Origin of the sequence: Achromobacter aegrifaciens (assembly GCF_902859965.1) — a bacterium.
In the GTDB taxonomy this organism is placed as follows: Bacteria; Pseudomonadota; Gammaproteobacteria; order Burkholderiales; family Burkholderiaceae_B; genus Achromobacter; species Achromobacter aegrifaciens.
This window is the reverse complement of sequence record NZ_CADIKO010000001.1, coordinates 267,795-289,604: the sequence shown is the minus strand read 5'-3', so window position 1 is coordinate 289,604 and position 21,810 is coordinate 267,795. Positions and strand designations below refer to the sequence as shown.

23 protein-coding genes are annotated in these 21,810 nt (G+C 65.4%); 13 read left to right on the top strand and 10 right to left on the bottom strand.

Translation table 11 applies throughout. The annotated features are described in order from the left end of the window. Window positions 1–18: 18 nt before the first annotated feature. Window positions 19–528, bottom strand: a complete 510-nt coding sequence (locus tag HV793_RS01480) for a DUF1993 domain-containing protein (protein WP_054451745.1) — start codon at window positions 526–528, stop codon at window positions 19–21. A gap of 137 nt (window positions 529–665) precedes the next feature. Between HV793_RS01480 and HV793_RS01475 the strand changes: the two genes are divergently transcribed. The 6 genes from HV793_RS01475 to fhuE all read left to right on the top strand — a co-directional run bounded on the left by HV793_RS01475 (window position 666) and on the right by fhuE (window position 7,003). Further along, a complete protein-coding gene (locus tag HV793_RS01475) occupies window positions 666–1,409 on the top strand; it encodes a GntR family transcriptional regulator (RefSeq protein ID WP_175212521.1) in 744 nt (247 codons plus the stop codon). Between the two features lie 10 nt (window positions 1,410–1,419). Next, window positions 1,420–2,277, top strand: coding sequence for a sulfite exporter TauE/SafE family protein (locus HV793_RS01470; protein ID WP_054451742.1), 858 nt, complete (start codon window positions 1,420–1,422; stop codon window positions 2,275–2,277). Continuing rightward, window positions 2,274–2,582, top strand: coding sequence for a DUF1634 domain-containing protein (locus tag HV793_RS01465; protein WP_175212520.1), 309 nt, complete (start codon window positions 2,274–2,276; stop codon window positions 2,580–2,582). The genes HV793_RS01470 and HV793_RS01465 overlap by 4 nt, the downstream gene beginning before the upstream one ends. Before the next feature lie 71 nt (window positions 2,583–2,653). Beyond that, entirely contained in the window at window positions 2,654–3,442 is a 789-nt protein-coding gene (locus tag HV793_RS01460; RefSeq protein ID WP_054451738.1) for an alpha/beta fold hydrolase, read from the top strand. A 90-nt stretch (window positions 3,443–3,532) separates the two neighbouring features. Next, window positions 3,533–4,543, top strand: a complete 1,011-nt coding sequence (locus HV793_RS01455) for a Dyp-type peroxidase (protein WP_054451736.1) — start codon at window positions 3,533–3,535, stop codon at window positions 4,541–4,543. A gap of 264 nt (window positions 4,544–4,807) precedes the next feature. After that, the gene (gene fhuE / locus HV793_RS01450) at window positions 4,808–7,003 is read left to right on the top strand and encodes a ferric-rhodotorulic acid/ferric-coprogen receptor FhuE (protein WP_175212519.1); all 2,196 of its coding nucleotides are present in this window, start codon (window positions 4,808–4,810) and stop codon (window positions 7,001–7,003) included. A 35-nt stretch (window positions 7,004–7,038) separates the two neighbouring features. On the opposite strand, the gene HV793_RS01445 is transcribed toward fhuE, so the two are convergent. After that, window positions 7,039–7,815, bottom strand: a complete 777-nt coding sequence (locus tag HV793_RS01445) for a bestrophin-like domain (protein ID WP_054451734.1) — start codon at window positions 7,813–7,815, stop codon at window positions 7,039–7,041. Window positions 7,816–7,975: 160 nt separating this feature from the next. Here HV793_RS01445 and HV793_RS01440 point away from each other — a divergent pair, with 160 nt between their 5' ends. The 3 genes from HV793_RS01440 (at window position 7,976) to HV793_RS01430 (ending at window position 11,947) form a co-directional block, all read left to right on the top strand. Then, entirely contained in the window at window positions 7,976–9,025 is a 1,050-nt protein-coding gene (locus HV793_RS01440) for an NADP(H)-dependent aldo-keto reductase (protein WP_125471222.1), read from the top strand. A 190-nt stretch (window positions 9,026–9,215) separates the two neighbouring features. Further along, entirely contained in the window at window positions 9,216–9,647 is a 432-nt protein-coding gene (locus HV793_RS01435; protein ID WP_054451730.1) for a YciI family protein, read from the top strand. Between the two features lie 110 nt (window positions 9,648–9,757). Continuing rightward, window positions 9,758–11,947 (top strand): TonB-dependent siderophore receptor, encoded by a 2,190-nt coding sequence (locus HV793_RS01430; protein ID WP_175212518.1) that lies wholly within the window; start codon window positions 9,758–9,760, stop codon window positions 11,945–11,947. On the opposite strand, the gene HV793_RS01425 is transcribed toward HV793_RS01430, so the two are convergent. Then, the gene (locus HV793_RS01425) at window positions 11,937–12,755 is read right to left on the bottom strand and encodes a metallophosphoesterase (RefSeq protein WP_175212517.1); all 819 of its coding nucleotides are present in this window, start codon (window positions 12,753–12,755) and stop codon (window positions 11,937–11,939) included. The two genes, HV793_RS01430 and HV793_RS01425, sit on opposite strands and share 11 nt — an antisense overlap. Window positions 12,756–12,854: 99 nt before the next feature. Between HV793_RS01425 and HV793_RS01420 the strand changes: the two genes are divergently transcribed. From HV793_RS01420 to HV793_RS01410, 3 genes are all read left to right on the top strand, one after another. Then, window positions 12,855–13,265 (top strand): lysozyme inhibitor LprI family protein, encoded by a 411-nt coding sequence (locus HV793_RS01420; RefSeq protein WP_119449469.1) that lies wholly within the window; start codon window positions 12,855–12,857, stop codon window positions 13,263–13,265. A gap of 8 nt (window positions 13,266–13,273) precedes the next feature. Next, window positions 13,274–13,918, top strand: coding sequence for a DNA-3-methyladenine glycosylase I (locus tag HV793_RS01415; protein WP_175212516.1), 645 nt, complete (start codon window positions 13,274–13,276; stop codon window positions 13,916–13,918). Window positions 13,919–14,005: 87 nt separating this feature from the next. Then, entirely contained in the window at window positions 14,006–15,013 is a 1,008-nt protein-coding gene (locus HV793_RS01410; protein WP_175212515.1) for a bifunctional helix-turn-helix transcriptional regulator/GNAT family N-acetyltransferase, read from the top strand. Here the strand turns inward: HV793_RS01410 and HV793_RS01405 are convergent. From HV793_RS01405 to HV793_RS01390, 4 genes are all read right to left on the bottom strand, one after another. Further along, the gene (locus HV793_RS01405) at window positions 14,981–15,676 is read right to left on the bottom strand and encodes a pentapeptide repeat-containing protein (RefSeq protein ID WP_119449467.1); all 696 of its coding nucleotides are present in this window, start codon (window positions 15,674–15,676) and stop codon (window positions 14,981–14,983) included. The genes HV793_RS01410 and HV793_RS01405 overlap by 33 nt on opposite strands. 39 nt (window positions 15,677–15,715) lie before the next feature. Continuing rightward, window positions 15,716–16,366: a response regulator gene (locus HV793_RS01400; RefSeq protein WP_054451720.1), complete on the bottom strand. Its 651-nt coding sequence runs from the start codon at window positions 16,364–16,366 to the stop codon at window positions 15,716–15,718. A 167-nt stretch (window positions 16,367–16,533) separates the two neighbouring features. Further along, complete coding sequence (gene gvpU, locus HV793_RS01395; RefSeq protein ID WP_175160217.1) at window positions 16,534–16,950, bottom strand: gas vesicle accessory protein GvpU; 417 nt, start codon at window positions 16,948–16,950, stop codon at window positions 16,534–16,536. 99 nt (window positions 16,951–17,049) lie between these two features. Beyond that, complete coding sequence (locus HV793_RS01390) at window positions 17,050–18,033, bottom strand: helix-turn-helix transcriptional regulator (protein WP_175212514.1); 984 nt, start codon at window positions 18,031–18,033, stop codon at window positions 17,050–17,052. A gap of 118 nt (window positions 18,034–18,151) precedes the next feature. Between HV793_RS01390 and HV793_RS01385 the strand changes: the two genes are divergently transcribed. Further along, window positions 18,152–18,757: a glutathione S-transferase family protein gene (locus HV793_RS01385; RefSeq protein WP_054451718.1), complete on the top strand. Its 606-nt coding sequence runs from the start codon at window positions 18,152–18,154 to the stop codon at window positions 18,755–18,757. A 23-nt stretch (window positions 18,758–18,780) separates the two neighbouring features. Here HV793_RS01385 and HV793_RS01380 read toward each other — a convergent pair whose 3' ends face one another. The 3 genes from HV793_RS01380 to HV793_RS01370 all read right to left on the bottom strand — a co-directional run bounded on the left by HV793_RS01380 (window position 18,781) and on the right by HV793_RS01370 (window position 21,766). Beyond that, window positions 18,781–20,106, bottom strand: a complete 1,326-nt coding sequence (locus HV793_RS01380; RefSeq protein ID WP_175160211.1) for a ParB/Srx family N-terminal domain-containing protein — start codon at window positions 20,104–20,106, stop codon at window positions 18,781–18,783. A 35-nt stretch (window positions 20,107–20,141) separates the two neighbouring features. Continuing rightward, window positions 20,142–20,525 carry a hypothetical protein gene (locus HV793_RS01375; protein ID WP_054451716.1) on the bottom strand — a complete coding sequence of 128 codons (384 nt, stop codon included), beginning with the start codon at window positions 20,523–20,525 and terminating at the stop codon, window positions 20,142–20,144. A gap of 134 nt (window positions 20,526–20,659) precedes the next feature. Then, the gene (locus HV793_RS01370; RefSeq protein ID WP_119449463.1) at window positions 20,660–21,766 is read right to left on the bottom strand and encodes a porin; all 1,107 of its coding nucleotides are present in this window, start codon (window positions 21,764–21,766) and stop codon (window positions 20,660–20,662) included. Between the last annotated feature and the right edge of the window lie 44 nt (window positions 21,767–21,810).

Sequence of the window (21,810 nt, the reverse complement as noted above, 5' to 3'; positions counted from 1 at the left end):
GGGGCCCGCTGAAACGGATCAGTACTTGCCCATGTAATCGCGCTTGCCGATTTCCACGCCGTTGTGGCGCAGGAGGTCGTAGGCCGTGGTCACATGGAAGAAGAACTGCGGCAGCCCATAGTGCAGCAGATAGGCGCTGCCGCTCAGTTTCTTTTCCTTGGGCGTGCCGGGGCGCAGCACGATTTCGCGCGCTTCGCTCTGCGCGAACTGTTCGGGGCCGAACGAAGCCAGGTGCTCCAGCGTCTTGGCGATCAAGGCTTGCAGGCCCGCGAAGGTGGCTTCGCTATCCGGCCACGAAGGCACTTCCGCGCCAGCCAGGCGCGAGGCGATGCCCTTGGCAAAATCCGCGGCGATCTGCACCTGGCGCGACAGCGGGAACATATCGGGGAACAGGCGGGCGCCCAGGTAGGCGTCCGGATCGATGTTCTTTTCCGTGGCGTGGGCTTCCGCTTTCTTCAGCACGTCGGACAGGGCCGACAGCATTTGCGTCAGGACGGGAACGGAGGCGCTGTGCATGAAATTGCTCATATCGTGTCTCGCTTGAGAGTGGCGCCGGCGCGGAAGGCGCCGGGCAGGCCTGCGAAGACTACCAGTTGCCGGCGTCGTCATCCGTAACGCGCATTGCTGCTTGAGACATCATGACATCATGATGTTATGATGTCTTCATGCAAAACGAAGCCGAATGCGCTCCTCTTTATGCCCGGGTGGAAATGGCCCTGGCTGCGGAAATCTCGTCCGGCAGCCTGTCGCCTGGCGACCGGCTGCCGACGGAAGACCAACTGATCGAGCGCTTCGCCGTCAGCCGCAGCACCGTGCGCAAGGCGGTGGAAAACCTGGTCGCGCGCGGGCTGGCGGAAATCCGGCGCGGCAAAGGCACGTTCGTCACGGAGCCCAAGCTGATGCAGCCGCTGACGGCCCTGAGCGGTTTCGTCGAGGATATGACCGCGCTCGGCCGCCGGGCGACCGCGCGCCTGCTGGACAAGCGCCCGGTGCCGGCCACGGAAGACGTCGCCCGCCAACTGGGCGTGGCGCGCGGCGCGCTGGTCTATCGGATCGAGCGAGTGCGGCTGGCGGACGGCGTGGCCATGTCGTTTGATGAAACCTATCTGCCGCTGGACGTGGGCGAAAAAGTCGCCAGCAACGACCTGGAGGCCGAGCCCATCTTCGACCTGCTGGAGCTGCGCTACGACTTGCCTCTGATCGAGGCCGAGTACCAGCTGGAAGCGGTGACGGCGGACGAACGCGTCGCGCAGGCGCTGGGCGTCGCTACGGGAAGCCCGATCTTCCTCATCGAGCGCACGTCCTACACCGAGCGACAGCGGCCCGTCGACTACGAAAAGCTGTACTACCGCGGCGACCTGATCCGCTTCAGTACCCGCCTGGCGCGCCAGCCACGCAAGCCGGCCTGAAGCGGCGGCCATGGAGACCTCTACGATCTTCTGGCTGTTCGCCGCCGCCTTCGGCGCCAGCGCGCTGGGCGGGGTGCTGGGGATGGCCAGCGGCATCTTCATCGTGCCCATCCTGACGCTGCTGTTCGGCGTGGACATCCATGTCGCCATCGGGGCCAGCATCATCTCGGTGATCGCCTGTTCCTGCGGCAGCGCCGCGCCTTTCCTGAAAGGGCGGCTGACCAACGTCAGGCTTGCCATCGTCCTGGAGACGGCCACCACGTTGGGGGCGCTGACCGGCGTGTTCCTCATCGGCATCGTCTCGACCGGCTTTCTCTACGGCCTGTTCGCAGTGATCCTGGCGCTGTCCGCGCAGCAGATGCTGGCGCGCCGGCGCGAGGCCGTGGCGATTGCGCCCGGCGCCGCCAGCTGGGCCACCGCGTTGCGCCTGCACGCAAGCTTCCCCGACCGCGCGCTGGGCCGGGAGGTGCACTATCAGGTGGACCGCGTGCCGCTGGGCTTGTCGCTGATGTATGGCGCGGGGCTGATTTCGGCCTTGCTCGGAATAGGCTCGGGCGTGCTCAAGATTCCGGCCATGGATGCCGCGCTGAAGCTGCCCATCAAGGTCTCGTCGGCGACGTCCAATTTCATGATCGGCGTGACCGCCGCCGCCAGCGCCGGCGCCTATTTCGTGCGCGGCGACATCGACATAGGCATCGCCGGACCGGTCGCGCTGGGTTCGGTCGCGGGCGCTTTGCTCGGCGCCCGCCTGCTGATGGGCCTGCCGGCGGACAAGCTGCGGCTGTTCTTCGTGATCGTGCTGTCCCTGCTGGCTGTGCAGATGCTGCTGAGCGCGTTGGGCGTGCATATCCCGGGAGGCCCGGCATGACGCAGACGGTGGACAAACAGGCGCGGCGCGACCGCGCCATCGCCGGCTTGCTGTGGCACGGAACCTGGCTCGCCTCGGCCCTCATCGCCGCCGGCATGGCTGTGGATTTCCTGTTGCCCGCGCATGGCGGCCTGCGGGACCTTGGACTCGTCAAGGTCGGGGTGGCCCTGTTCATCCTGCTGCCAGTGGCGCGGGTGGCGCTGATGCTGGCCATTTTCCTGCGCGAGCGCGACTACGCCTACACGGCGATTTCCGCGCTGGTCCTGCTCATCATCGCCGCAGGCGTGGTGTCCGGACTGCGGTGAGGCCGCCGGCTTTCCTATAATCGGAGCGCGGTGCGATGGCGCATCGTCGCATACTCTCCCCAGGACTTTTCATGCTTGCCGTTACCAGCCAGGATGTCTACGTGAACACCAGCCAGGGCCGCCTTTTCGCGCGGCGCTGGGATCCCGCCGGTGAGACCGCTGCCGCAGCGCCCATCGTGCTGTTCCATGATTCGCTGGGTTGCGTGGAGCTGTGGCGCGATTTCCCTGAACAACTGGCGCAGGCCACCGGGCGCAGCGTCATCGCCTATGACCGCCTGGGCTTTGGCCGCTCCGATCCCAATACCGCCGTGTTCGAACCCGGCTTTGTGGAAGAAGAAGCGCAGGGCGGATTCCGCAGCCTGCGCGCAGCGCTGGGCATCGGCCCCTACGTGGGGTTCGGCCATAGCGTGGGCGGTGGCATGGCTGTCTGCTGCGCCGGCGTGTATGCCGACGATTGCCGGGCGCTGATCACCGAGTCCGCACAGATGTTTGCCGAAGACCGCACACTGGAAGGCATACGGGCCGCCAAGCAGAATTTCGCAGAACCCGGCCAGCTGGACCGGCTGAAGAAGTATCACGGCGAGAAAGCCGAATGGGTGCTGGGCGCGTGGATCAACACCTGGCTGTCGCCCGAGTTTGCCGCCTGGAACCTGGACGAGCAATTGCGCCAGGTGCGTTGCCCCGTGCTTGCCCTGCATGGCGAAATCGACGAATACGGTTCCCCCAAACACCAGGAAAAGATCGCGGCGCTGGCCGGCGGCCGCCCTGTGCTGCTGGAGAACTGCGGGCATGTGCCGCACCGCGAACAAAGCCGCATCGTGCTGGATGTGGTGAGCGAGTGGTTGAGGGCGGTGCCGTAACCAATCGGGTGCGCACGTACACAGTCCGCGCTTAGAATCGGACTAGCCCTTTCGCGCCGCCGCGCTCGCTTTCTTGAGGTCCCCGATCCGATGTCTGACCGTCAGCCCCTATCCCAAGCCGTCCACAATACGACGACCCGCCACGCGATTTTCATCGTGGCCACCCTCAATGAAGGCGCCGCCGCTGCCGAAACCGTGCGTGGCTGGTGCGCCGATGTCGCCGCCGTTGTCCGCACGGTGGGCACGCGCGCGCCCGAGCAGAATCTTTCCTGTGTCACCGCCTTCGGCTCCACGGCCTGGGACACGCTTTTCGGCGCGCCGCGTCCCGCCGCGCTGCACCCTTTCCGCGAGTTCGGTTCCGGCGAGCGCCTGGCCATGGCGACGCCGGGCGACCTGCTGCTGCACATCCGCGCGGACTCGATGGATTTCTGCTTCGAACTGGCCACCTTGTTGCTGGGCGGATTGGGCGATGCCGTGACGGTCGTGGATGAGGTCCATGGCTTTCGCTACTTCGACCGCCGCGCCATCATCGGCTTCGTCGACGGGACCGAGAATCCGGAAGGGCAGGAAGCATTCGACTTCACCGTCATCGGCGACGAGGACGCCGAGTTCGCCGGCGGCAGCTACGTGCTGGTGCAGAAGTACCTGCACGACATGAAGGCCTGGAATGCGCTGACGGTCGAAGGCCAGGAAGGGGTCATCGGCCGCCACAAGTGGTCCAACGTGGAACTCGACGACGACATCAAGCCCTCGTCCTCGCACAGCGCCCTGACGACCATCGAGGAAAACGGCCAGGAACTGAAGATCCTGCGCGACAACATGCCGTTCGGCCGGCCGGGATCCGGGGAATTCGGCACGTACTTCATCGGCTACGCGCGTTCGCCGCGTCCCATCGAGCTGATGCTGGAGAACATGTTCGTCGGACGTCCGCCCGGCAATTACGACCGCCTGCTCGACTTCAGCCACGCGGTCACGGGCGGCCTGTTCTTCGTGCCGTCGTCCGAGTTGCTGGAAGCGCTTGCCGAGCGCAGCCCGGCGGCCTGTGCGGACGCGGGCGAGCCTGCGGCGCAGGCGTTGGCGTCGGCGGGCAAGGCGGGCTGAGGCACAGCCACGAGCGGCCTTGGCCGCTACCGGGTAGCCGGAATTTCTGGCGCGGCCGCGACGATGGCCGCGCCAGTTTTCATTTTGACGCGCCATTCGACAAGCTACCCGGCCGGCCGGGCGGTCTGCCTGCAACCAGGTTGCGTCCCCAAAACGATACGGACGTCCAGCAGGTGATGCTTGGTTATTCAATAACGCACCTGAGAATTGTTTGCATTACACTTTCTTCCCATTAGAAGTTTCAACATGGGAAAGGAAGCCAACATGCAACACCCCGGGCCCGCCGGCCGCACTCGTTCCGTTCGTCCACGCCTCGTCCTGCGGCGCACGCCTTGCCTGGTGCTGATGGCACTGGCCTGCGGCACTGCCACGGCTCAGGACGAGGGCGTGGCCACCTTGCAGTCCGTGCAGGTGATCGGCAACGCCGACAGCACCACCACCGAGGGCACCGGTTCGTATACGCCGCGCGCCACCGCCGCCAGTACGGGGCTGCCGCTGACATTGCGTGAAACGCCGCAGTCGGTCACGGTGGTCACGCGGCAACGCATGGACGACGAGAACATGCTTTCGCTGGTTGACGTGATGGCGAGCACGCCGGGTATTTCGGTGCAGAACTATGACAGCGAGCGGTATTCGTTCAATTCCCGCGGCTTCAGCGTCAGCAACTACATGTATGACGGAATTCCGACGAGCTTCGACACCGGCTATGCCGCGGGCGAGTCATCGCTCGATCCCATCATCTATGACCGGGTCGAGGTGGTGCGGGGCGCCACCGGCCTGCTGACCGGCGCGGGGAATCCGTCCGCGTCGATCAACCTGGTACGCAAGCATGCCACCAGCCGCGAGTTCAAGGCGGACATGAGCGTCAGCGCTGGCAACTGGGACACCTATCGCGGCACGGTGGATCTGTCCACGCCGCTCAACTCCGCCGGCAGTGTGCGCGGACGCATCGTCTCGGCCTATCAGGACAATCACTCCTACCTGGATGGCTACCAGAACCGCAAGAAGGTGTTCTATGGCGTGGTGGACGCGGACATCACCTCCCGCACGACGCTGAGCGTGGGTTTCAATTACCAGGACAACGACCCGAAACGCAGCAGCTGGGGCGGCTTCCCGCTCTGGTACGCCGACGGCGGCCGCACGGACTGGAGCCGTTCGCTGAACACCGGGGCGGACTGGAGTTCGTGGGGTAGCACGACCCAGGGCGCTTTCGCCAGCCTGGAACACCGCTTCGACAATGGCTGGACTGTCAACGCGGTGGGATCGCATTCAAAGAACGAGATGGATGCCAAGCTTCTCTATCTCTATGGCTGGCCCGACCGCGACACCGGCCTGGGTGTGAACGCATCGCCGGCGTGGTACGTGGGAGACCGCAAGCAGAACAGCCTGGACGTCAAGGCATCCGGTCCGTTCACGCTGTTCGGCCGCCGCCACGAGGCTGTCGTGGGCGCCAGCTTCAACCGCCAGCACGGCGACTTCGACTACCGCTCGGCCCTGTCGAGCGCGGCCGTGGGCAATTTCCTCGACTGGGACGGCTCGTATCCGGAGCCGGAATGGAGCAGCGATTCGGTCACCGCCAATCGGTACACCACCAAGCAAACGGGCTGGTACGGCGCCTTGCGCTTCAATCTTGCCGATCCGCTCAAGCTCATCGTGGGCGGCCGCTACAGCACGTGGGAAACGGATTCGGTCGGCTTTGGCGGCGGCAGCCGCCAGTCTTTCAAGAAGAACGAATTCACGCCCTATGCCGGCCTGCTCTACGACATCAACGATACCTACACGGCCTACGTCAGCTACACCGGCATCTTCAATCCGCAGAGCTATCAGGACCGCAGCGGCAACTGGCTCGATCCGCTCGAGGGCAAGTCTTACGAAGCGGGCATCAAGGGCGAGTTCCTGGACGGCAAGCTCAACGCCAGCGCCGCGGTGTTCCAGATCGAGCAGGACAATGTGGCCCAGGTCGATCCGGGCTACATGGTGCCGGGCACCATCAACCAGGCCTACACCGCTGCGCAGGGCACGCGCAGCCGCGGTTTTGACCTGGAGGTTTCGGGTGAAGTGATGCCGGGATGGAACCTTGCCGCGGGCTGGTCGCACTGGACTGCGCGCGACGGCGATGGCAATGCCATACAGACCGACCAGCCGCGCAGCCTGGTGCGCGTGTTCACGACTTATACGCTGCCTGGCGATTGGAACCGTCTGACGGTGGGCGGCGGCGTCAACTGGCAAAGCCATGTGTACACGATGGCAAGCGGCCCGAACGGAGAAGAGCGAGTCGGTCAGGGCAGCTATGCGATCACCAATCTGATGGCTCGCTACCGCTTCAATCGCAACCTGAGCGCCCAGCTCAATGTGAACAACCTGTTCGATCGCAAGTACTACAGCCAGATCGGGTTCTACAGCCAGGGCGCGTGGGGGGCGGGACGCAGCGCCATGCTGACAATGCGCTACCAGTACTGACGCGTGCCAGGACCGGGGGCGCAGGCGCCGCGCGCCTAGCGTTCCTGCTCCAGCGTCGCCTTCATCCGCACCATGCTCTCCTGGCTGACCATGATCACGCCGCTGGCTGGCTGGTCGATGTCCAGGATGAAGGTCAGCACCAGGGAAATAAGCGTGGCGAACAGGCCGGTCGAGATCAGCCGCCTGCGCTTGTGCAGCCCGGTGCCGTAGGCGATGAAGCCCATTGCGCCGCCGGTGACGATGAAGAGCAGATAGAAGACGGGCTCGGGTACGTGGTTTTCCAGCGCGACGCGGCGCTTTTCATTGACCTGGGCCATTTCGTTGATGGCCTGGATGAACATGACCGTGGATATCGACGGCGGGTTCTCCAGGACGCTCGCAGCCGTGCTCCGGATCTGGCGCTCGATGCGCCGCGACGTCACGCTGGCCGCGGCCAGGCGCTCCTTGTCGTTGTCGGCGTCGCTGAACTCCAGCGCCGTCGTCGTGTATTCCAGCAAGAGCTTCGCGATGGGATCGCGGGCCGCAGGAGGCAGCAGCTGCGAGCGCCAATAGGCGTTGCCGATGGCGTTGGCCTCTTCCAGCACCAGGTTCTTGCGCGTTTCGAAACGCGTCACCGACATCGCGAAGGTAAAGCCCAGCAGCAGCGCCAGCAGGCCCAGCAAGGCGGTCTGGAGCGCGCCGATATGGGTCTTGGCGGCGTCGTCGGAAGCGCGGCGGTGCCTGCGCCCCAACCGGAAGCCCAGCTCGATGATGGCCAGGCAAGCGATTACGCAGATGAAAAACACGTAGGTTTCATCAATTTCGCGCAGCACGTTGATTTCCGGTGGTTATTTGGGGATAGAGCGTATGCCGAGTGCGGCGCGGCGGGCAAGGGGCGAATAACCCGCAGCCGCGGATCGTTGCCAGGTATTTGAAAAGCTTCTTGGAGTAAGGTGTCGCTTCCCTAGTAAGCGACACCGCACGGAGCAGAAATTGAAATACCGCAAACTCGGCCGTACCGACCTGGATGTCAGCCTGATCGGACTGGGCACCATGACCTGGGGCGAGCAGAACACCGAAGCCGAGGCGCACCAGCAGCTGGACTACGCCCTGGAGCGTGGCATCAATCTGGTTGACGTCGCCGAAATGTATCCGGTGCCGCCCAAGCCCGAAACGCAGGGCCTCACCGAGACCTATATCGGCACCTGGCTGGCGCGCAGCAAGCGCCGCCAGGATATCGTGCTGGCCAGCAAGGCGGCGGGCCCCGTGCGCGACGCGAAGCGTCCGGGCCACATCCGCGACGGCAAGACCCACCTGGACCGCAAGAATCTGACCGCGGCCCTGGATGCCAGCCTGAAGCGCCTGCAAACGGACTACCTGGACCTGTATCAGCTGCATTGGCCCGACCGCACGACGGCCACCTTCGGCAAGCTGTCCTATCCCTGGGTCCAGGACGAGTACACCGTGCCGATCGAGGAAACGCTGGAGGTGCTGCAGGACTTCGTGCGCGCCGGCAAGGTGCGCCACATCGGCGTGTCCAATGAAACGCCCTGGGGTGTCGGCCAGTTCCTGCGGCATGCCGAGAACAAGGGCTTGCCGCGCATCGCAACCATCCAGAACGCCTACAGCCTGCTGAACCGCGTCTACGAGATCGGCCTGTCTGAGTACTCGCACCACGAAGGCGTGGGCCTGTTGGCCTATTCGCCGCTGGCGATGGGCATGCTTTGCGGCAAGTACCTGGACGGAGCGCGCCCGGCCGGCGCCCGCCTGACGCTTTACACGCGCTTCACCCGCTACAGCAATGAGCAGGCCGAGGCCGCCACCCGCGCCTACGTCGAACTGGCGCGCACGCACGGCATTTCGCCCACCCACCTGGCCCTGGCCTGGGTCAACCAGCGCCCCTTCGTCACCAGCAACCTGATCGGCGCGACCACGCTGGAACAGCTGAAGGAGAACATCGACAGCGTGGACGTGACCCTGTCGGCCGAGGTGCTGGAGGCGATCGACAAGATCCACGCCCGCCAGCCGAATCCGGCGCCGTGATGCGCTGATCGCCCCGTCAGCCATGGCGGCAAGAACCCATGACGCTTTCCGGGCGTCATGGGTTTTTTCATGGAGGACGCCGACCCGGCCACGGATACACTTTTTTTCCTGGCGGCTGTCGATTTCGACTGGCGCGGTTCGTCGTGTGGATGGAGCATGCAAGTTCCACCATCCACACAAGGAGACCGAGATGCGATTCATGGTTCAAGTCAGGGCCACCGCCGATAGCGAAGCAGGGGTGATGCCCACCCAGCAACTGCTGGCCGACATGGGGCGGTTCAACGAGGAACTGGTCAAGGCGGGCGTGATGCTGGCGGGCGACGGCCTGAAACCCAGCTCCAAGGGCGCACGGGTGCACTTTTCCGGCAGCAGCCGGCAGGTGATAGACGGCCCCTTTGCGGAAACCAAGGAGCTGATCGCCGGCTACTGGCTCTGGGAGTGCGCCTCGCTGCAGGAGGCGATCGAATGGGTCAAGCGCTGTCCGAATCCGATGCCCGGCCCGTCAGACATCGAGATCCGCCCGCTGTACGAGGCCGACGACTTCGGCGAGGAGTTCACGGCGGAGCTGCGCGCCCAGGAGGAGCGGCTGCGCGATCAGTTGGAGAAAGCGTCCAAGCAGTGACCGCAGGGCCGGAGCGGCATGGGGAAGTTCGCAGTTGTTAATATAATTGCGAATCAGTCTTATTTATAAGAAATCGACATTTCTTCCCCTCCCGCTCTGGAGAATTCAACGTGGTCCGTCCCGCTTCCGCCAGGAAGTGCCGCGCGCGCAAGCACGCGCGGCATGCCGTTGCACCCTATGCCCTAGCCCTGACCCTGGGCATCGTTCATTCCGGGGGCGTCCAGGCCCAGGCCGCCGGCACGCCGCCGCCGACGGTCGGGGGGGATGCGCAAGGCGTGGCCCAGTTGCCGGCAGTGACCGTCAACGCGACCTCGCTGGACGACACGCTGGAGCATCTGTCCGCGCCGGTGAACAGCGGGGCGCTGGGCAACCGCAGCCAGCTGGAGACGCCGTTTTCCACGGCCGTGGTCACCGCCGCGGATATCGAGGAGCGGCAGGTCCGCAAGCTGGGCGACGTGTTCGCCCTGGACGCATCCGTCACCGACAACAGCGCCTCCTACGGCGCCTGGGCCAGTTATCTGAGCGTGCGCGGCCTGCCGCTGGATTGGCAGAATTCCTACCGCATCGACGGCAAGCCCTTCCTTAGCTACGTCACCACCTTGCCTTACGAGCACTTCGAACAGATCGACCTGCTCAAGGGCGCATCCGGTTTCATGTACGGCTTCGGTTCGCCGGGCGGACTGATCAACTATGTCACCAAGAAGCCGACCGACGAGCCGGTGCGCAGCATCGAGCTGGGCTATGTGTCCAAGGGCCTCCTGCGTGAACACGTCGATCTGGGCGGGCGCGTGGGCGGCGACGGCCGCTTCGGCTATCGCCTGAACGCCACGCATGAAGAGGGCAATACCTATAACGGCGGCTCGCTGTATCGGGATTCGGTGTCGCTGGCGCTGGACGCGCGCCTGACCGACAAGCTGACCTGGGACTTCCAGTCCATCTACCAGAACCGCAAGGCGATCGGGCAGGAGCCGACCATCTACGCTGGCCAGATGGCGGGCTCGGAGCTGCCGTCGCCGGTGCGCAACGACAACGGCAGGCTGGTGGGCCAGGGCCCGTATGCCGACAATAAATTCCGCTTCTATTCGACCGGGCTGAAGTACCAGCTGTCGTCCGATTGGTCAGTGCGCACCGACTACAGCTACAGCTCCACTCGCACCCGCCGCAATGAATCGGTGCTGTTCCTGCAGAACCAGGCGGGCGACTACCAGGACTATCGCTCGGATTACGGTGAGGCCTATGCCTACAACCAGTGGCAGGGCATGCTCGAAGGCAGGTTCAGCACCGGCCCGCTGAAACACCAGGTGGTGGCGGGCGCGTCCTGGCAAAAGCAGAAGAACGACTACAGCGCCAACGGCGTGTACCAGCTGCAAGGCACGGGCAATCTGCGCACGCAGAACACCAACACCTATTACAGCGAGGGCAGCCTGGACCTGTACCGCGCCGCGGAGATCACGCAGAAGGCGCTGTTCGCAAGCGACACCATCGACCTGACCGGCGGCTGGTCCGTGCTGGGCGGCCTGCGCTATACCGACTACGAACAGGTCGGTTTCGACGCCGCGGGCGTGCGCAATTCGCGCTACGACAAGAACGGCGTGCTGACGCCGACGGTGGCGCTGATGTACAACATCACGCCGCAGACCATGGCCTATGCCAGCTACATCGAGTCGCTGGAGCCGGGGGCGTCGGTGGGCAATACCTACGCCAACTTCGGCGCGCTGCTGGACCCGCTCAAGAGCAAGCAGTACGAACTGGGCATCAAGACCAACCAGGACGGCTGGGCTGCCACGGCGGCGCTGTTCCGCATCGAGAAGAAGGCGGAATACACCAACGCCGCCAATGAGCTGGTGCAGGACGGCAAGTCGATCTACCAAGGGCTGGAGCTGGGAGCCTCCACGCGCATTGCGACGAACTGGAATGTGGGCGGCAGCCTGATGTTCCTGGACTCGGAATACAAGAAGGGCTCCAGCTTCACCGGCAACCGCGTCGCGGGCGCGCCCAAGTTCGTCGCCGCCGCCCAGGTCGCGTATTCGGTTCCGCAACTGCCGGGCCTGAAGCTCAGGGCCGACGTGAAGTACACCGGCAGCACCATGCTGGGCGCTTCGAATGCGGTCCAGGTGTCCGACTACGCCATCGTCAATATCGGCGCCACCTACGACACGCGCATCTACGGCTACGAAACCACGTTCCGCGCGGGCATCAACAATCTGGCCGACAAGCGTTACTGGCTATACCAGTCGCCGGACTACGTGAAGGCGGGCGACCCGCGCACCTACGCCTTGAGCGCCAGCCTCAAGTTCTAGACGCCGTCACGTCCCACAGGCGGTCAGGCGCAAAGTCCTGCTGTTCGCCCTTCTTGGCGTAGCCCAGCGGATTGGCCACGATGCGGCAGCCATTCTTCACATAGTCCTGCGGACAGTGGAGATGGCCGTGCATCCAGACGTCGGCCAGGGGCAGCAGGGCGTCCAGCGCATTGCAGAACCCTGCTGTGCCGGGGGTGACGCCGTAACGCGGATCCGCGCTCGCCAAGGTGGGGGCGAAGTGGGTGATGGCCACGGTCGGCCCGTCGTGGGGCGCGCGCAGGGCGTCTTGCAGCCATTGCTGGCATAGCAGCCCCTGCTCGCGCATCTGCTCGGCCATGAAGGGCGCGCCGTTGCGGCGCATTTCGGCCTTTTCCAGATAGAAGTCCGCCGCGCGAAACGCTTTTTCGCGCTTCTTCAGGGCCGCGCTGACGGTGTCGCCGGGCGCGGCCAGCGCGTCGAAATCCGTCCACAGCGTGGTGCCGACAAAGCGCACGCCATCGATGACCAGCGTCTCGCGTTCCAGCCAGTGGATGCCGAGTTCGCCGCAAAGCTGGCGCAGCCGTGCGTGGGTCTCGTCGAAATCGACGTTGTCGTACTCGTGGTTGCCGGGGACATACACCACGGGCGTGGGCCAGCCCTTGTTCGGCGCATAGCTGCCCAGGCCGAAGTCGTCGCCGGTCATGAGCGAACCGCGGCGGTATGAGCCTATGTCCCCGGCCAGCACGAGCAGATCGGCGCCGGGCGCGGGCCGGGCCAGGAAATCCGGGTCGGTTTCAAGATGCAGGTCGGAGAGCAATTGGATCTTCATAGCCGCCATCTTAGGCCACTGGCGGCGCAGCCGCCGCTGCGGGAGGCCATTGTTCCATGCGACACTTTCCTGGTTCACCAGCCACACAGGAGGAATTCCATGCGTATCGCCATCATGACCGCCGCTGCCGCGCTTGCGCTGGCCGCAAGCGCGCAGGCGCAGCCGCTGGATTGCGGCAACGCGGCCACGCAGACGGACATGAGCCTGTGCGCCGACCAGGCGTACCGCAAGTCCGACGCCGCCTTGAACGCCGCCTACAAGGAAGTGACCGCGCGCCTGAAGAACGACCGGGACGCGACGACCCAGCTGCATGCCGCCCAGAAGGCCTGGCTGTTCTTTCGCGATGCGGAGTGCGCCTTCGCGTCCAGCAGCACGTCCGGCGGCAGCGCGTATCCCATGACGCTGAGCCTGTGCCTGGACAAACTGACGCAGGCGCGCACCAAGGAACTGCAGGCCTACCTGAAGTGCGAGGAAGGCGACCTGAGCTGCCCGGTGCCGGGCAAGCAGTAAGCCGCCGCATGAAGACCGATGAGATGAACAAGAACGATCCGGGCCTGATCACGGACGAGCAGGGCGTGGCGCGCTGCTTCTGGCAGCCGTCCATGCCCGACTATCACGACCATGAGTGGGGCAGGCCGGTCGCGGATGACCGTCGCCTGTACGAGAAGATCTGCCTGGAGGGTTTTCAGGCCGGCATGGCCTGGATCACGATCCTGCGCAAGCGCGAGGCGTTCCGCGCGGCCTTCGATGACTTCGACTTCGAGCGGGTGGCGCGCTACACGGAGCGCGACGTCGAGCGCCTGATGGGCGACGCGGGCATCGTGCGCAACCGTAGCAAGATCGTGTCCGCCATCAACAATGCCAGGCGCGCACGCGCCCTGGCCGACGAGACGGGTTCATTGTCGGCCTGGCTCTGGAGCCATGAGCCGCCGGCCCAGGACCGTCCCGCGACCGTGGACCTGGACTACTGGAATGGCAATCCGACCTCGCCGGCGTCGGCGGCGCTGTCGCGTGACCTGAAGAAGCGCGGCTGGACCTTCGTGGGCCCGACAACCATGTACGCCTTCATGCAGGCCGTGGGCATGGTCAACGATCACATGAGCGGCTGCGTCTGCCGCCATACGGTCGAGGCCGCGCGCGCGGGGTTCAAGCGGCCGAAATAGGCCGCGGCAGCGACTGACGCGAAAAATGTTGAATTGGTTGCGATCCGCAAGTATATTGGTTGCGAATCGCAACTTTAAGGGCGCGCCATGGATCTGATCGATACCCCCATCCAGTCCCGCGATCAGACGATCCGGGATTTGCGGGAGTTCTCACGCAAACTGGTGCGCGAGCTGGGCTTCATGCGCAGCTCGCTGGCCGGCAGCGAGCTGGCGCCGTCCGCCGTCCACGCCATCATCGAGATCGGCCTGCAGCCGGGCATCCAGGCGCGCGATCTGGCGGCCATCCTCAGGCTGGACAAGTCCAATACCAGCCGTCAGGTCGCCAAGCTGGAGTCAGCCGGGCTGCTGACGCGCGAGGCCGACAGTGACGATGCGCGCTCGTCGCGGCTGTACCTGAGCGAAGCCGGCACCCGGCTGCGTACGCAGATAGACCAGTTCGCCACCGACCAGGTTTCGCGGGCATTGCGCCAACTGGCGCCAGAGGACCAGCTGTCGCTGATCCGCTTTCTTTCCCTTTACGCCGACGCCCTGTCGCACGAGAACCCCAACACCGCGCCCGCCGTCACGGGCGGCATCGCAGAGCAGATCCACGCGGGCTACCTGCCCGGCTGCATCGGCGACGTGGCCAGCCTGCATGCGCGCTATTACGCGCAGGCCTCGGGATTCGGCGTGTACTTCGAACGCAAGGTCGCGAGCGAGCTGGCCGAGTTCGCCGAAGGCCTGCCCGCCACCGGCAAGAACATCTGGCTGTACGTGGACAACGGCAGGACGCTGGCTTCCATCGTCATCGATGGCGATCTTGCCGCCCGTGAAGCGCACCTGCGCTGGTTCATCGTCGACGAGTCGCTGCGCGGCATGGGCGTGGGCCGCGTCCTGCTGGAGCGGGCCATGGCGTTTGTCGACGCCCACTACGACGAGACGTACTTGTGGACCTTCAAGGGGCTGGATGCAGCCAGGCATCTCTACGAGGCTGCCGGCTTCACGCTGGCCGAGGAGTCCGAAGGCCGGCAGTGGGGCAGCGTGGTGGTCGAGCAGCGCTTTGTCCGCCGCAGCCGGCGCGCTTCAGATCACGCTGATGCGCAATTCGGCCAGTAGGGCTGCCGCCTGAGTCTTGGATATGGTGGCGCCTGCCAGGCGCGCGGCCGAATTCAGGTCCAGGCCGCCCAGGTCGGCTTCGCGCAGGTCGGCGCCTTCGAAGCGGACATTCTTCAGGATGGCGTTGCGCAGGCTGCCGCCATGGAACACGGTGTCGCGGAAATCGCTGCCGGTCAGGTCGGCATCGGAGAAGTCCAGGTGCCGCACGTCGGTCTTGCGAAACGACACGCCGCGCAGCAGCGCGCCGACCAGCAGGCATTCCTCCAGCGACCAGCCCAGGCAGGCGATGCCGTCGAAGTCGCTGCCGGTGAGCTTGCAGCCCTGGAAACGGGCGGCGGCCAGCCGGGCGCGGCGCCAGTTGGCATTGTTGAGGTCGCAGTTTTCAAAGACGGCATCGCTGGCGTCGCATGAGGCGAAATCCACCTGGCCGCCGCGGCAGCGCAGCCAGACAGAGTCCGCCAGCGTGGCGCCCTGAAAGGAAGCGCCAGCGATCGCGCACGCGGTCAATTGCGCGCCGCGCAGATCCAGGCGCGAAAAATCCGCGTCCTGGAAGTCGCAGTCATGGAACGACAGCGGACGGCCGGCCGACTGTTCGATCAAGCCCTGCATCAGCTTGCGGTCCACTTCCTGGCCCGCCACCGTCTCGATTGCTTTTTGCGTCATGCTGCGCGTTCCTGCCTGAATTTCCGGAAAACGGACAGCCTACTGGAAGATTTCGCTTTCGACGCAGAAGGCGATCAGTTCCTGGTCGGTGCGGACGTTGAGCTTGCGCATGGCCGAGATCTTCTGGCCGCTGACCGTCTTGACGCTGCGCTTCAAGGCCTCGGCCACCTGCATCATGGATTCGCCGCGGATGAAGTGGCGCAGCACTTCGAATTCCTTGGGCGACAGGCTGTTGATGCGTTCGCCGATGAACTTGCTGCGCTCATCGGCCGCGCCGTCGCGCTGGAAGCCGGGCGGATAGTACTTGCGGCCGGCATGCAGCGTTTCCAGCGCGGTCATGATTTCGGTGAGGTTGTCGCGCTTGAGCACCACGGCGGCCACCCCGGCGTCGTAGAGCGCCGAGATGATCATGGAGTTCGACACCATGGTCAGCACCACGATCTGGACGTCCGGATAATGCCGCGTCAGGTATTTGACCAGGCGGATGCCGTCGCCATAGGTGTCGTCGCCGGGCATGGAGTAGTCGGTGATGACCACGTGCGGCATATCGCGTTGCAGGTGCTGGATCAGCGCGGTCGGCCCGGGCAGGGTGGCCGTGACCTCGAAGTTGAGGTCCTTTTCCAGCAGGTCGCGCATCCCCATCAAGACCAGGGGATGGTCGTCGACCAGGACGATGCGGAGTCTTTCCATGCGGGGGAGTGACTTCAAGCGAGCCCTTGCTTCAAGTGGAGAGAAGGCGGGCGGACTCAGGGTTGGGGGCGGAGGCAAACCCATAGCGTAGTGGTTTTTGCGTAGCGGCGCGCCCCGCGCCCGAGAACCGGGGCGGGGACCTATGCGCAATAGGGATATCGGCGGCCTCAGCCGGCCGCTTCTTCCTGCAGGCGGCCCAGCACGAAGCCGTCGACCGCGCTGGTGCGGCCGCGCCACAGCGTGGGCTGTCCGGCGATGGGGGTGCCGTCGGCAGTGAAGAACAGGGCGTCGGCGAGATGGATGTAGTTCGGCAGCGGGTCAGCGGGTTGGGGCACGCGGAAGACGTCGCCCAGTTCCGTCAGCGAGGCATGCACGGCCTTGCGAGTGGCGTCGTCCACCTTGTCCAGGGATCCCGTGAAGCTGGCGGCGAAGCTGTCGAAGTACTCTGCCCCGGACACGATGGAACCCGACACCAGCATGCCGCCCATCTGCAGGGTGACGCCGATGCTCTCGATCTGGCTGCCGTTGTTCACCAGGTTGACGAGGAATTGCAGGAAGGCGTCGGCGTCGGGAACGTTGCTCATGGCGTGATTTCTGGAAATGTTTGGAAAGCAGCCAAGATACTCGAATCGCGGGCGAAATACACAGAATGGGATAGGCCGAAAAACAGCCAAATCCGACCGCTATCCGCGCGCTTTGGGAACTGCCATTTTTTCCAGGCTGCGCCCCAGCCGTTCGCTGGCCAGACGCAGGCGGTCCTGCAGCGCCGCAGGCGCCAGCACCTCGAATTCGACGTCCAGCGCCATCAGCCAATACACCAGCGCGTCCAGGCTGGGCACGGCGCATTGCAGTACGCAACGTGCGTCGTCCAGCGCTTCGATCTGGCCGGCACCCGGCGGGATGCGCGTGGCCATGACGGCGCGCGGCGCGTGCAGGATCACGCGCGCGGGTTCCTGGTGCGGCGCCATGTTGACCGACCGCGAGACATAGGCGCGCAGATCGCCGCCTTCGGGCGGAGGGCGCGGCGCGAAATGCGCGCCGACTTCCGGGGCGCCCGCGATGCGGTCGATACGGAAGGTGCGCCAGTCCTCGCGCGCGGGATCCCAGGCCACCAGGTACCAGCGGTATCCGGTATGCGCCAAGCCTTGCGGCTCCACCAGCCGGGTGCTTGCCCGGCCCTTGCCGTCCGCATAGTCGAAGCCGACGCGCAATTGGTCGCGGCAGGCGGCTGCCAGCGTGGCCAGCAGGGTGGCGTCGACGGCCGCGCCGTCGCGCGGGATCGGCACGATGGCCGATCGCAGCGCGTCGACCCGGTGGCGCAGGCGCTGCGGCATGACCTGCTCCAGCTTCACCAGCGCCCGCAGCGCGGTTTCCTCGATGCCGCCCACCGTGCCCGTGGCCGCCGTGCGCAGCGTGAGCGCCACGGCCAGCGCTTCATCGTCGTCCAACAACAGGGGTGGCAGCGCCTTTCCCGCGCGAAAGGCGTAGCCGCCGGCCACGCCGCTGCTGGCATGGACGGGGTAGCCCAGTTCGCGCAGCTTGTCGATGTCGCGCCGCAGGGTGCGGGGGTGGATCGCCAGCGTCGCGGCCAGTTCGGTCCCGGCCCAATGGCGGCGGGTCTGCAGCAGCGACAGCAGGCGCAGGAGGCGGTTGCTGGAAGTAAGCATGGCGGCACGATAGCGCGTATCGAGGGCGGAATCTGTCCTCAATGGATTCTACAGTGGCTCCCGTAGTCAGCGGCAGGGGCCGCGACGCACATCCCTTGATCGAATTGGAGATTTGCCCATGTCTATCGTCTTCTATTGGCACCCCATGTCCAGCGCAACCCCGGTTGCCAGCGCGCTCGCTGAACTGCAAGTGCCGCATGAACGCATCAAGGTGGACATCAGGACGGGGGAACAGCATCGCCCCGAATTCCTGGCGCTCAATCCCAACGGGAAGGTCCCCACGCTGACAGTGGACGGCGCTCCCTTGTTCGAAACCTTGGCGATACAGCTATGGCTGGGAGAGCGCTACGGCGTGGAGCGCGGCCTGTGGCCCGCCGCCGGCACGCCCGAACGCCTGCTGGCGATGTCGTGGTGCGCCTGGTCCTATGTCAGCTACGGCGCGGCGGTGATGCGCCTGTATCTCGCCACGCAGGGCGCTGACGCGCCCGGCGGCGTCGAGGCGGAACGCGTATTGGATGACGTGGACGCGTTGCTGGCCGTGCTGGACGGCCATCTGTCGCGGCAGCCCTGGATGTTGGGCGCGGCCTACTCATTGGCCGATCTGGTGGTCGGTTCGGTGGTCGGCTACAGCGCCTATCTGGGCGCCAGGGTGGCGTCGCATCCGCATGTGCGGGCATGGATGGACCGGGTCCAGGCCCGGCCCGCCATGCAGATCGACGCTTAGCGCGCGTGGGCGGGGGCCGCGGCTTACCAGCCCCAGCAGGTGCCGGTCGCGGGCTTGCCGCAGTTGCGGTAGTTCACGGCGAACCACAGCTTGCCTGCGCCCCGCGGACTGCCATCGTTCTTGGCGTCGTTGCGCGGCAGTTCTTCCAGGGTGTCGCGCGCCTTCTTGGTGGGCGAGCCGCTGGCGGCGTCGGGCGACAGCGCGATACGTCCCAGGCCGGCAGCGTCGCGGTCATCGAAGACGATGTCGGTGTCCTTCAATGCGCTCATCTTCAGGGAGGCGTCGCGCACCGCGGCGGCATAGCTGTCATTGGAGCCGGCAGGCGCCAGGCTCTTGTCGAGCGTGCTGACAGCGAGGATCTGCGCCGGCGCGGCGGGCGCCATCATCTTGTACTGGTCCAGGCCCGGCAGCTGGCCGCCCGCGGCCTGGCGGCGCAGCCAGTCGCCCCACAGGAACTCCGCGAACTCCGGCAGGTTGCCATTGCTGTAGGCGATGTCGCGGGTGAAGTACACCAGCGAGCGGTAGCGGTCCTCTTGCATGCCGCCGGCTTCCTGGGCGCTGGCCAGCCCCAGGCGGGCGGGCAACTGGTCCACGGTGATGGGTTGGTTCTGGCCGTCGCGTAGCCAGGCGCGGCGTTCGTCGACCATGCGCTGCCAGAACGCCGCCGCATTGGGCAGGGTGCTGTAGTTGGCGTCGACCTTGACCCAGACCGGCAGCTTGGGGCCGCCATCGGCGATTTCGCGCAGCGACGAGAAGGTATGGTGGCCGTCGGTCAGATACAGGTTGCCGTCCCAGCCGACCACCACCGTCTTGAGGTTGGCCGCGTTGGTGCCTGGGGCGTTCTTGCAGGCATAGGTGGCCGGCTGGTCCAGGCGGGCGGCGCGCGCCTCGGCGATGCTCTGGAATTCCTGCGCGCGCTCGGCGCCGCCCATGTCTTCGCAGTAGTCGTCGAACTTCTTGCCGACCGTGCGGTTCAGGTAGTCCAGCTGCAGTGCCGGCTTGTCCGCCCAGGTCGGGCGTTCGAAGTCCCCTTGCCAGCGGCCGAGCTTGTAGTAGATCTGGTCGTAGCCGATGGCGGCCTGGGTGGGATGCAGTTCCTCGATGCGGACCTGGATGACGTCGCCCGGCTTGGCCTGCAGATAGGCCGTATTGCGCGGCGGCTGGGTTTCTGCGGGGGGCGTTTCTTCGACGGGAGGCGGCGCGACGGTGACGGGTTCGTCGTCATGGTCGTCGCCGCCGCCGTTGCAGGCTGCGAGGGCCAGCGGCAGCAAAGCCGCGGCCAACGCATGCAACAAACGTTGCCGGCGGGCGGGAAAAGCGCGACGCGCGGGAAGAGAGGTAGAGGGCATGGTCCGTTTCAGGATCTGGTTTCAAAGATAGCCGATCATGAGGGACGCGTGTTTCCTGCAGATTGCACCGGAACGGGTTGCCACGCATGCAGCCTGTCCATCAGGCCGCGCACGACGGTGGCCTGACGGCGGATTCTGGCGGCTGCGGCGGCGGACAGGCCTTCTGCCAGTTCTTCTTCCAGCGCCTCGAAGTGCGAGGCTGGCGCGCGCATCTGCAGGGCCAGCAGCGCGCCCTGTATGCGGTGCAGCATCTGGGCGGTGGCAAGGGCGTCGGGTTTCTCGGCGGCTTGCTCCAGCGCATCGAGATCTTGGGTCATGGTGTCCTTGACCAGTTGCCGGTGATCCGGCGCCAGCGCGGCGTATACCGCGAGCGTACCCGCGGCGGGGAAAGCAGAAGTATGGGGGAGCGGTTTGTGCATGAGAGCCTCCTGGACGTACATGCGGATGACGTCAGGCTCTCGGGCGATATTAAAGAAGCCCGATACCAGGGGGCTTCGAATCGGACGGATTCGCCGACAGCGGAAGCGGCCCCGCAGCCGCTCCGCTGACCTGCTTAGAACGTGTGGCGCACGCCGACGCCGGCGGCCGTGCTCTTCAGGCCGTCGATGAAGGCATAGTCCTTGCCGTACGAACCATAGGCGTACAGGTTGGTGCGCTTGGACAGGTCGTAGGTGTAGCCCACGCTCCAGACGTTCATGTTGGTGTCGCCGCCGGTCAGCTTGTCGTTGTTCGGCGACACGTGTTGCCACGACGCGAACAGGCTGCTTGCGCTGCCCAGGGGCAGAGTGGCGCCCAGCATGTAGGAGTTGGCCTTGAAGCCGTCCACGAAGCGGTTGGTGCCGAATTCATCGCTGAAGGGCGTGCCTGCCGGCAGGTCCTGGCCGACGAACCAGCCGTCGGTGGTGCGGCCGTAGGCGGCGGCGAGCTTCACGACCTCCAGGTCGTAGGACACGCCCAGCGCGTACTGGCGCGGCGTGGCGTCATGGTCGATGGAGCCGCGGTTGGAGCCGTTGAGCTGGTCGTAGGTCAGCGCGACGTTCAGCGGACCTTGCACGTAGCGCAGGCCGGCGGTGATGCCGCGGGTATTGTCGGCGGTGCGAAAACCCGTCTGGTCGGCGGTCGTGTCGTCCGCATTGAACGAGTAGCCGATGCCAAGTTCGAAGCCGTTCACCGAAGGCGTCTTGTACATCACCATGTTGTCCCAGCGCATGGTGTTGGCGGCGCTGAAACCCAGGCCCATGTTGGACTGGGTGTAGCTGGTGTAGAAGGGGTCGATGTCGGCAAGGTAGTTCGAGCCCACCGTGGCCTGGCGGCCGAACTCCAGCGAGCCCCAGGCGTCGTTGGCCAGGCCGATGGTGGCCTGGCGGCCGAACAGGCGGCCGGACTGTCCGCGCTGGCCGTTGGCCGAGTCGAATCCGCTTTCCAGCTTGAACGTGGCGCGCAGGCCGTCGCCCAGATCTTCGGCGCCGCGCAGGCCCCAGCGCGAGCCGGCCTGGATGCCGTTGATCATGCCTATCTTGCTACCGTCGTATCCATCGCCTTTGATCTTGTTGTAGCCGATGCCGGTGTCGATGACACCATAGAGAGTTACCGACGATTCTGCCTGAGCAACGCCTGCAAAAGTCGTGAACATTGCGGCGGCGAGCAGCGTCTTTTTCATCCTTGGGGACTCCTGGTTGAGGGGTGGAAAAAACAAAAGGGAAC

Excerpts from the sequence above, each read along its gene's own strand:
- HV793_RS01480 (WP_054451745.1), bottom strand. The coding sequence starts at position 528 with ATGAGCAATTTCATGCACAGCGCCTCCGTTCCCGTCCTGACGCAAATG.
- HV793_RS01475 (WP_175212521.1), top strand. The coding sequence starts at position 666 with ATGCAAAACGAAGCCGAATGCGCTCCTCTTTATGCCCGGGTGGAAATG.
- HV793_RS01470 (WP_054451742.1), top strand. The coding sequence starts at position 1,420 with ATGGAGACCTCTACGATCTTCTGGCTGTTCGCCGCCGCCTTCGGCGCC.
- HV793_RS01465 (WP_175212520.1), top strand. The coding sequence starts at position 2,274 with ATGACGCAGACGGTGGACAAACAGGCGCGGCGCGACCGCGCCATCGCC.
- HV793_RS01460 (WP_054451738.1), top strand. The coding sequence starts at position 2,654 with ATGCTTGCCGTTACCAGCCAGGATGTCTACGTGAACACCAGCCAGGGC.
- HV793_RS01455 (WP_054451736.1), top strand. The coding sequence starts at position 3,533 with ATGTCTGACCGTCAGCCCCTATCCCAAGCCGTCCACAATACGACGACC.
- fhuE (WP_175212519.1), top strand. The coding sequence starts at position 4,808 with ATGCAACACCCCGGGCCCGCCGGCCGCACTCGTTCCGTTCGTCCACGC.
- HV793_RS01435 (WP_054451730.1), top strand. The coding sequence starts at position 9,216 with ATGCGATTCATGGTTCAAGTCAGGGCCACCGCCGATAGCGAAGCAGGG.
- HV793_RS01425 (WP_175212517.1), bottom strand. The coding sequence starts at position 12,755 with ATGAAGATCCAATTGCTCTCCGACCTGCATCTTGAAACCGACCCGGAT.
- HV793_RS01420 (WP_119449469.1), top strand. The coding sequence starts at position 12,855 with ATGCGTATCGCCATCATGACCGCCGCTGCCGCGCTTGCGCTGGCCGCA.
- HV793_RS01415 (WP_175212516.1), top strand. The coding sequence starts at position 13,274 with ATGAAGACCGATGAGATGAACAAGAACGATCCGGGCCTGATCACGGAC.
- HV793_RS01410 (WP_175212515.1), top strand. The coding sequence starts at position 14,006 with ATGGATCTGATCGATACCCCCATCCAGTCCCGCGATCAGACGATCCGG.
- HV793_RS01405 (WP_119449467.1), bottom strand. The coding sequence starts at position 15,676 with ATGACGCAAAAAGCAATCGAGACGGTGGCGGGCCAGGAAGTGGACCGC.
- HV793_RS01400 (WP_054451720.1), bottom strand. The coding sequence starts at position 16,366 with ATGGAAAGACTCCGCATCGTCCTGGTCGACGACCATCCCCTGGTCTTG.
- gvpU (WP_175160217.1), bottom strand. The coding sequence starts at position 16,950 with ATGAGCAACGTTCCCGACGCCGACGCCTTCCTGCAATTCCTCGTCAAC.
- HV793_RS01390 (WP_175212514.1), bottom strand. The coding sequence starts at position 18,033 with ATGCTTACTTCCAGCAACCGCCTCCTGCGCCTGCTGTCGCTGCTGCAG.
- HV793_RS01385 (WP_054451718.1), top strand. The coding sequence starts at position 18,152 with ATGTCTATCGTCTTCTATTGGCACCCCATGTCCAGCGCAACCCCGGTT.
- HV793_RS01380 (WP_175160211.1), bottom strand. The coding sequence starts at position 20,106 with ATGCCCTCTACCTCTCTTCCCGCGCGTCGCGCTTTTCCCGCCCGCCGG.
- HV793_RS01375 (WP_054451716.1), bottom strand. The coding sequence starts at position 20,525 with ATGCACAAACCGCTCCCCCATACTTCTGCTTTCCCCGCCGCGGGTACG.
- HV793_RS01370 (WP_119449463.1), bottom strand. The coding sequence starts at position 21,766 with ATGAAAAAGACGCTGCTCGCCGCCGCAATGTTCACGACTTTTGCAGGC.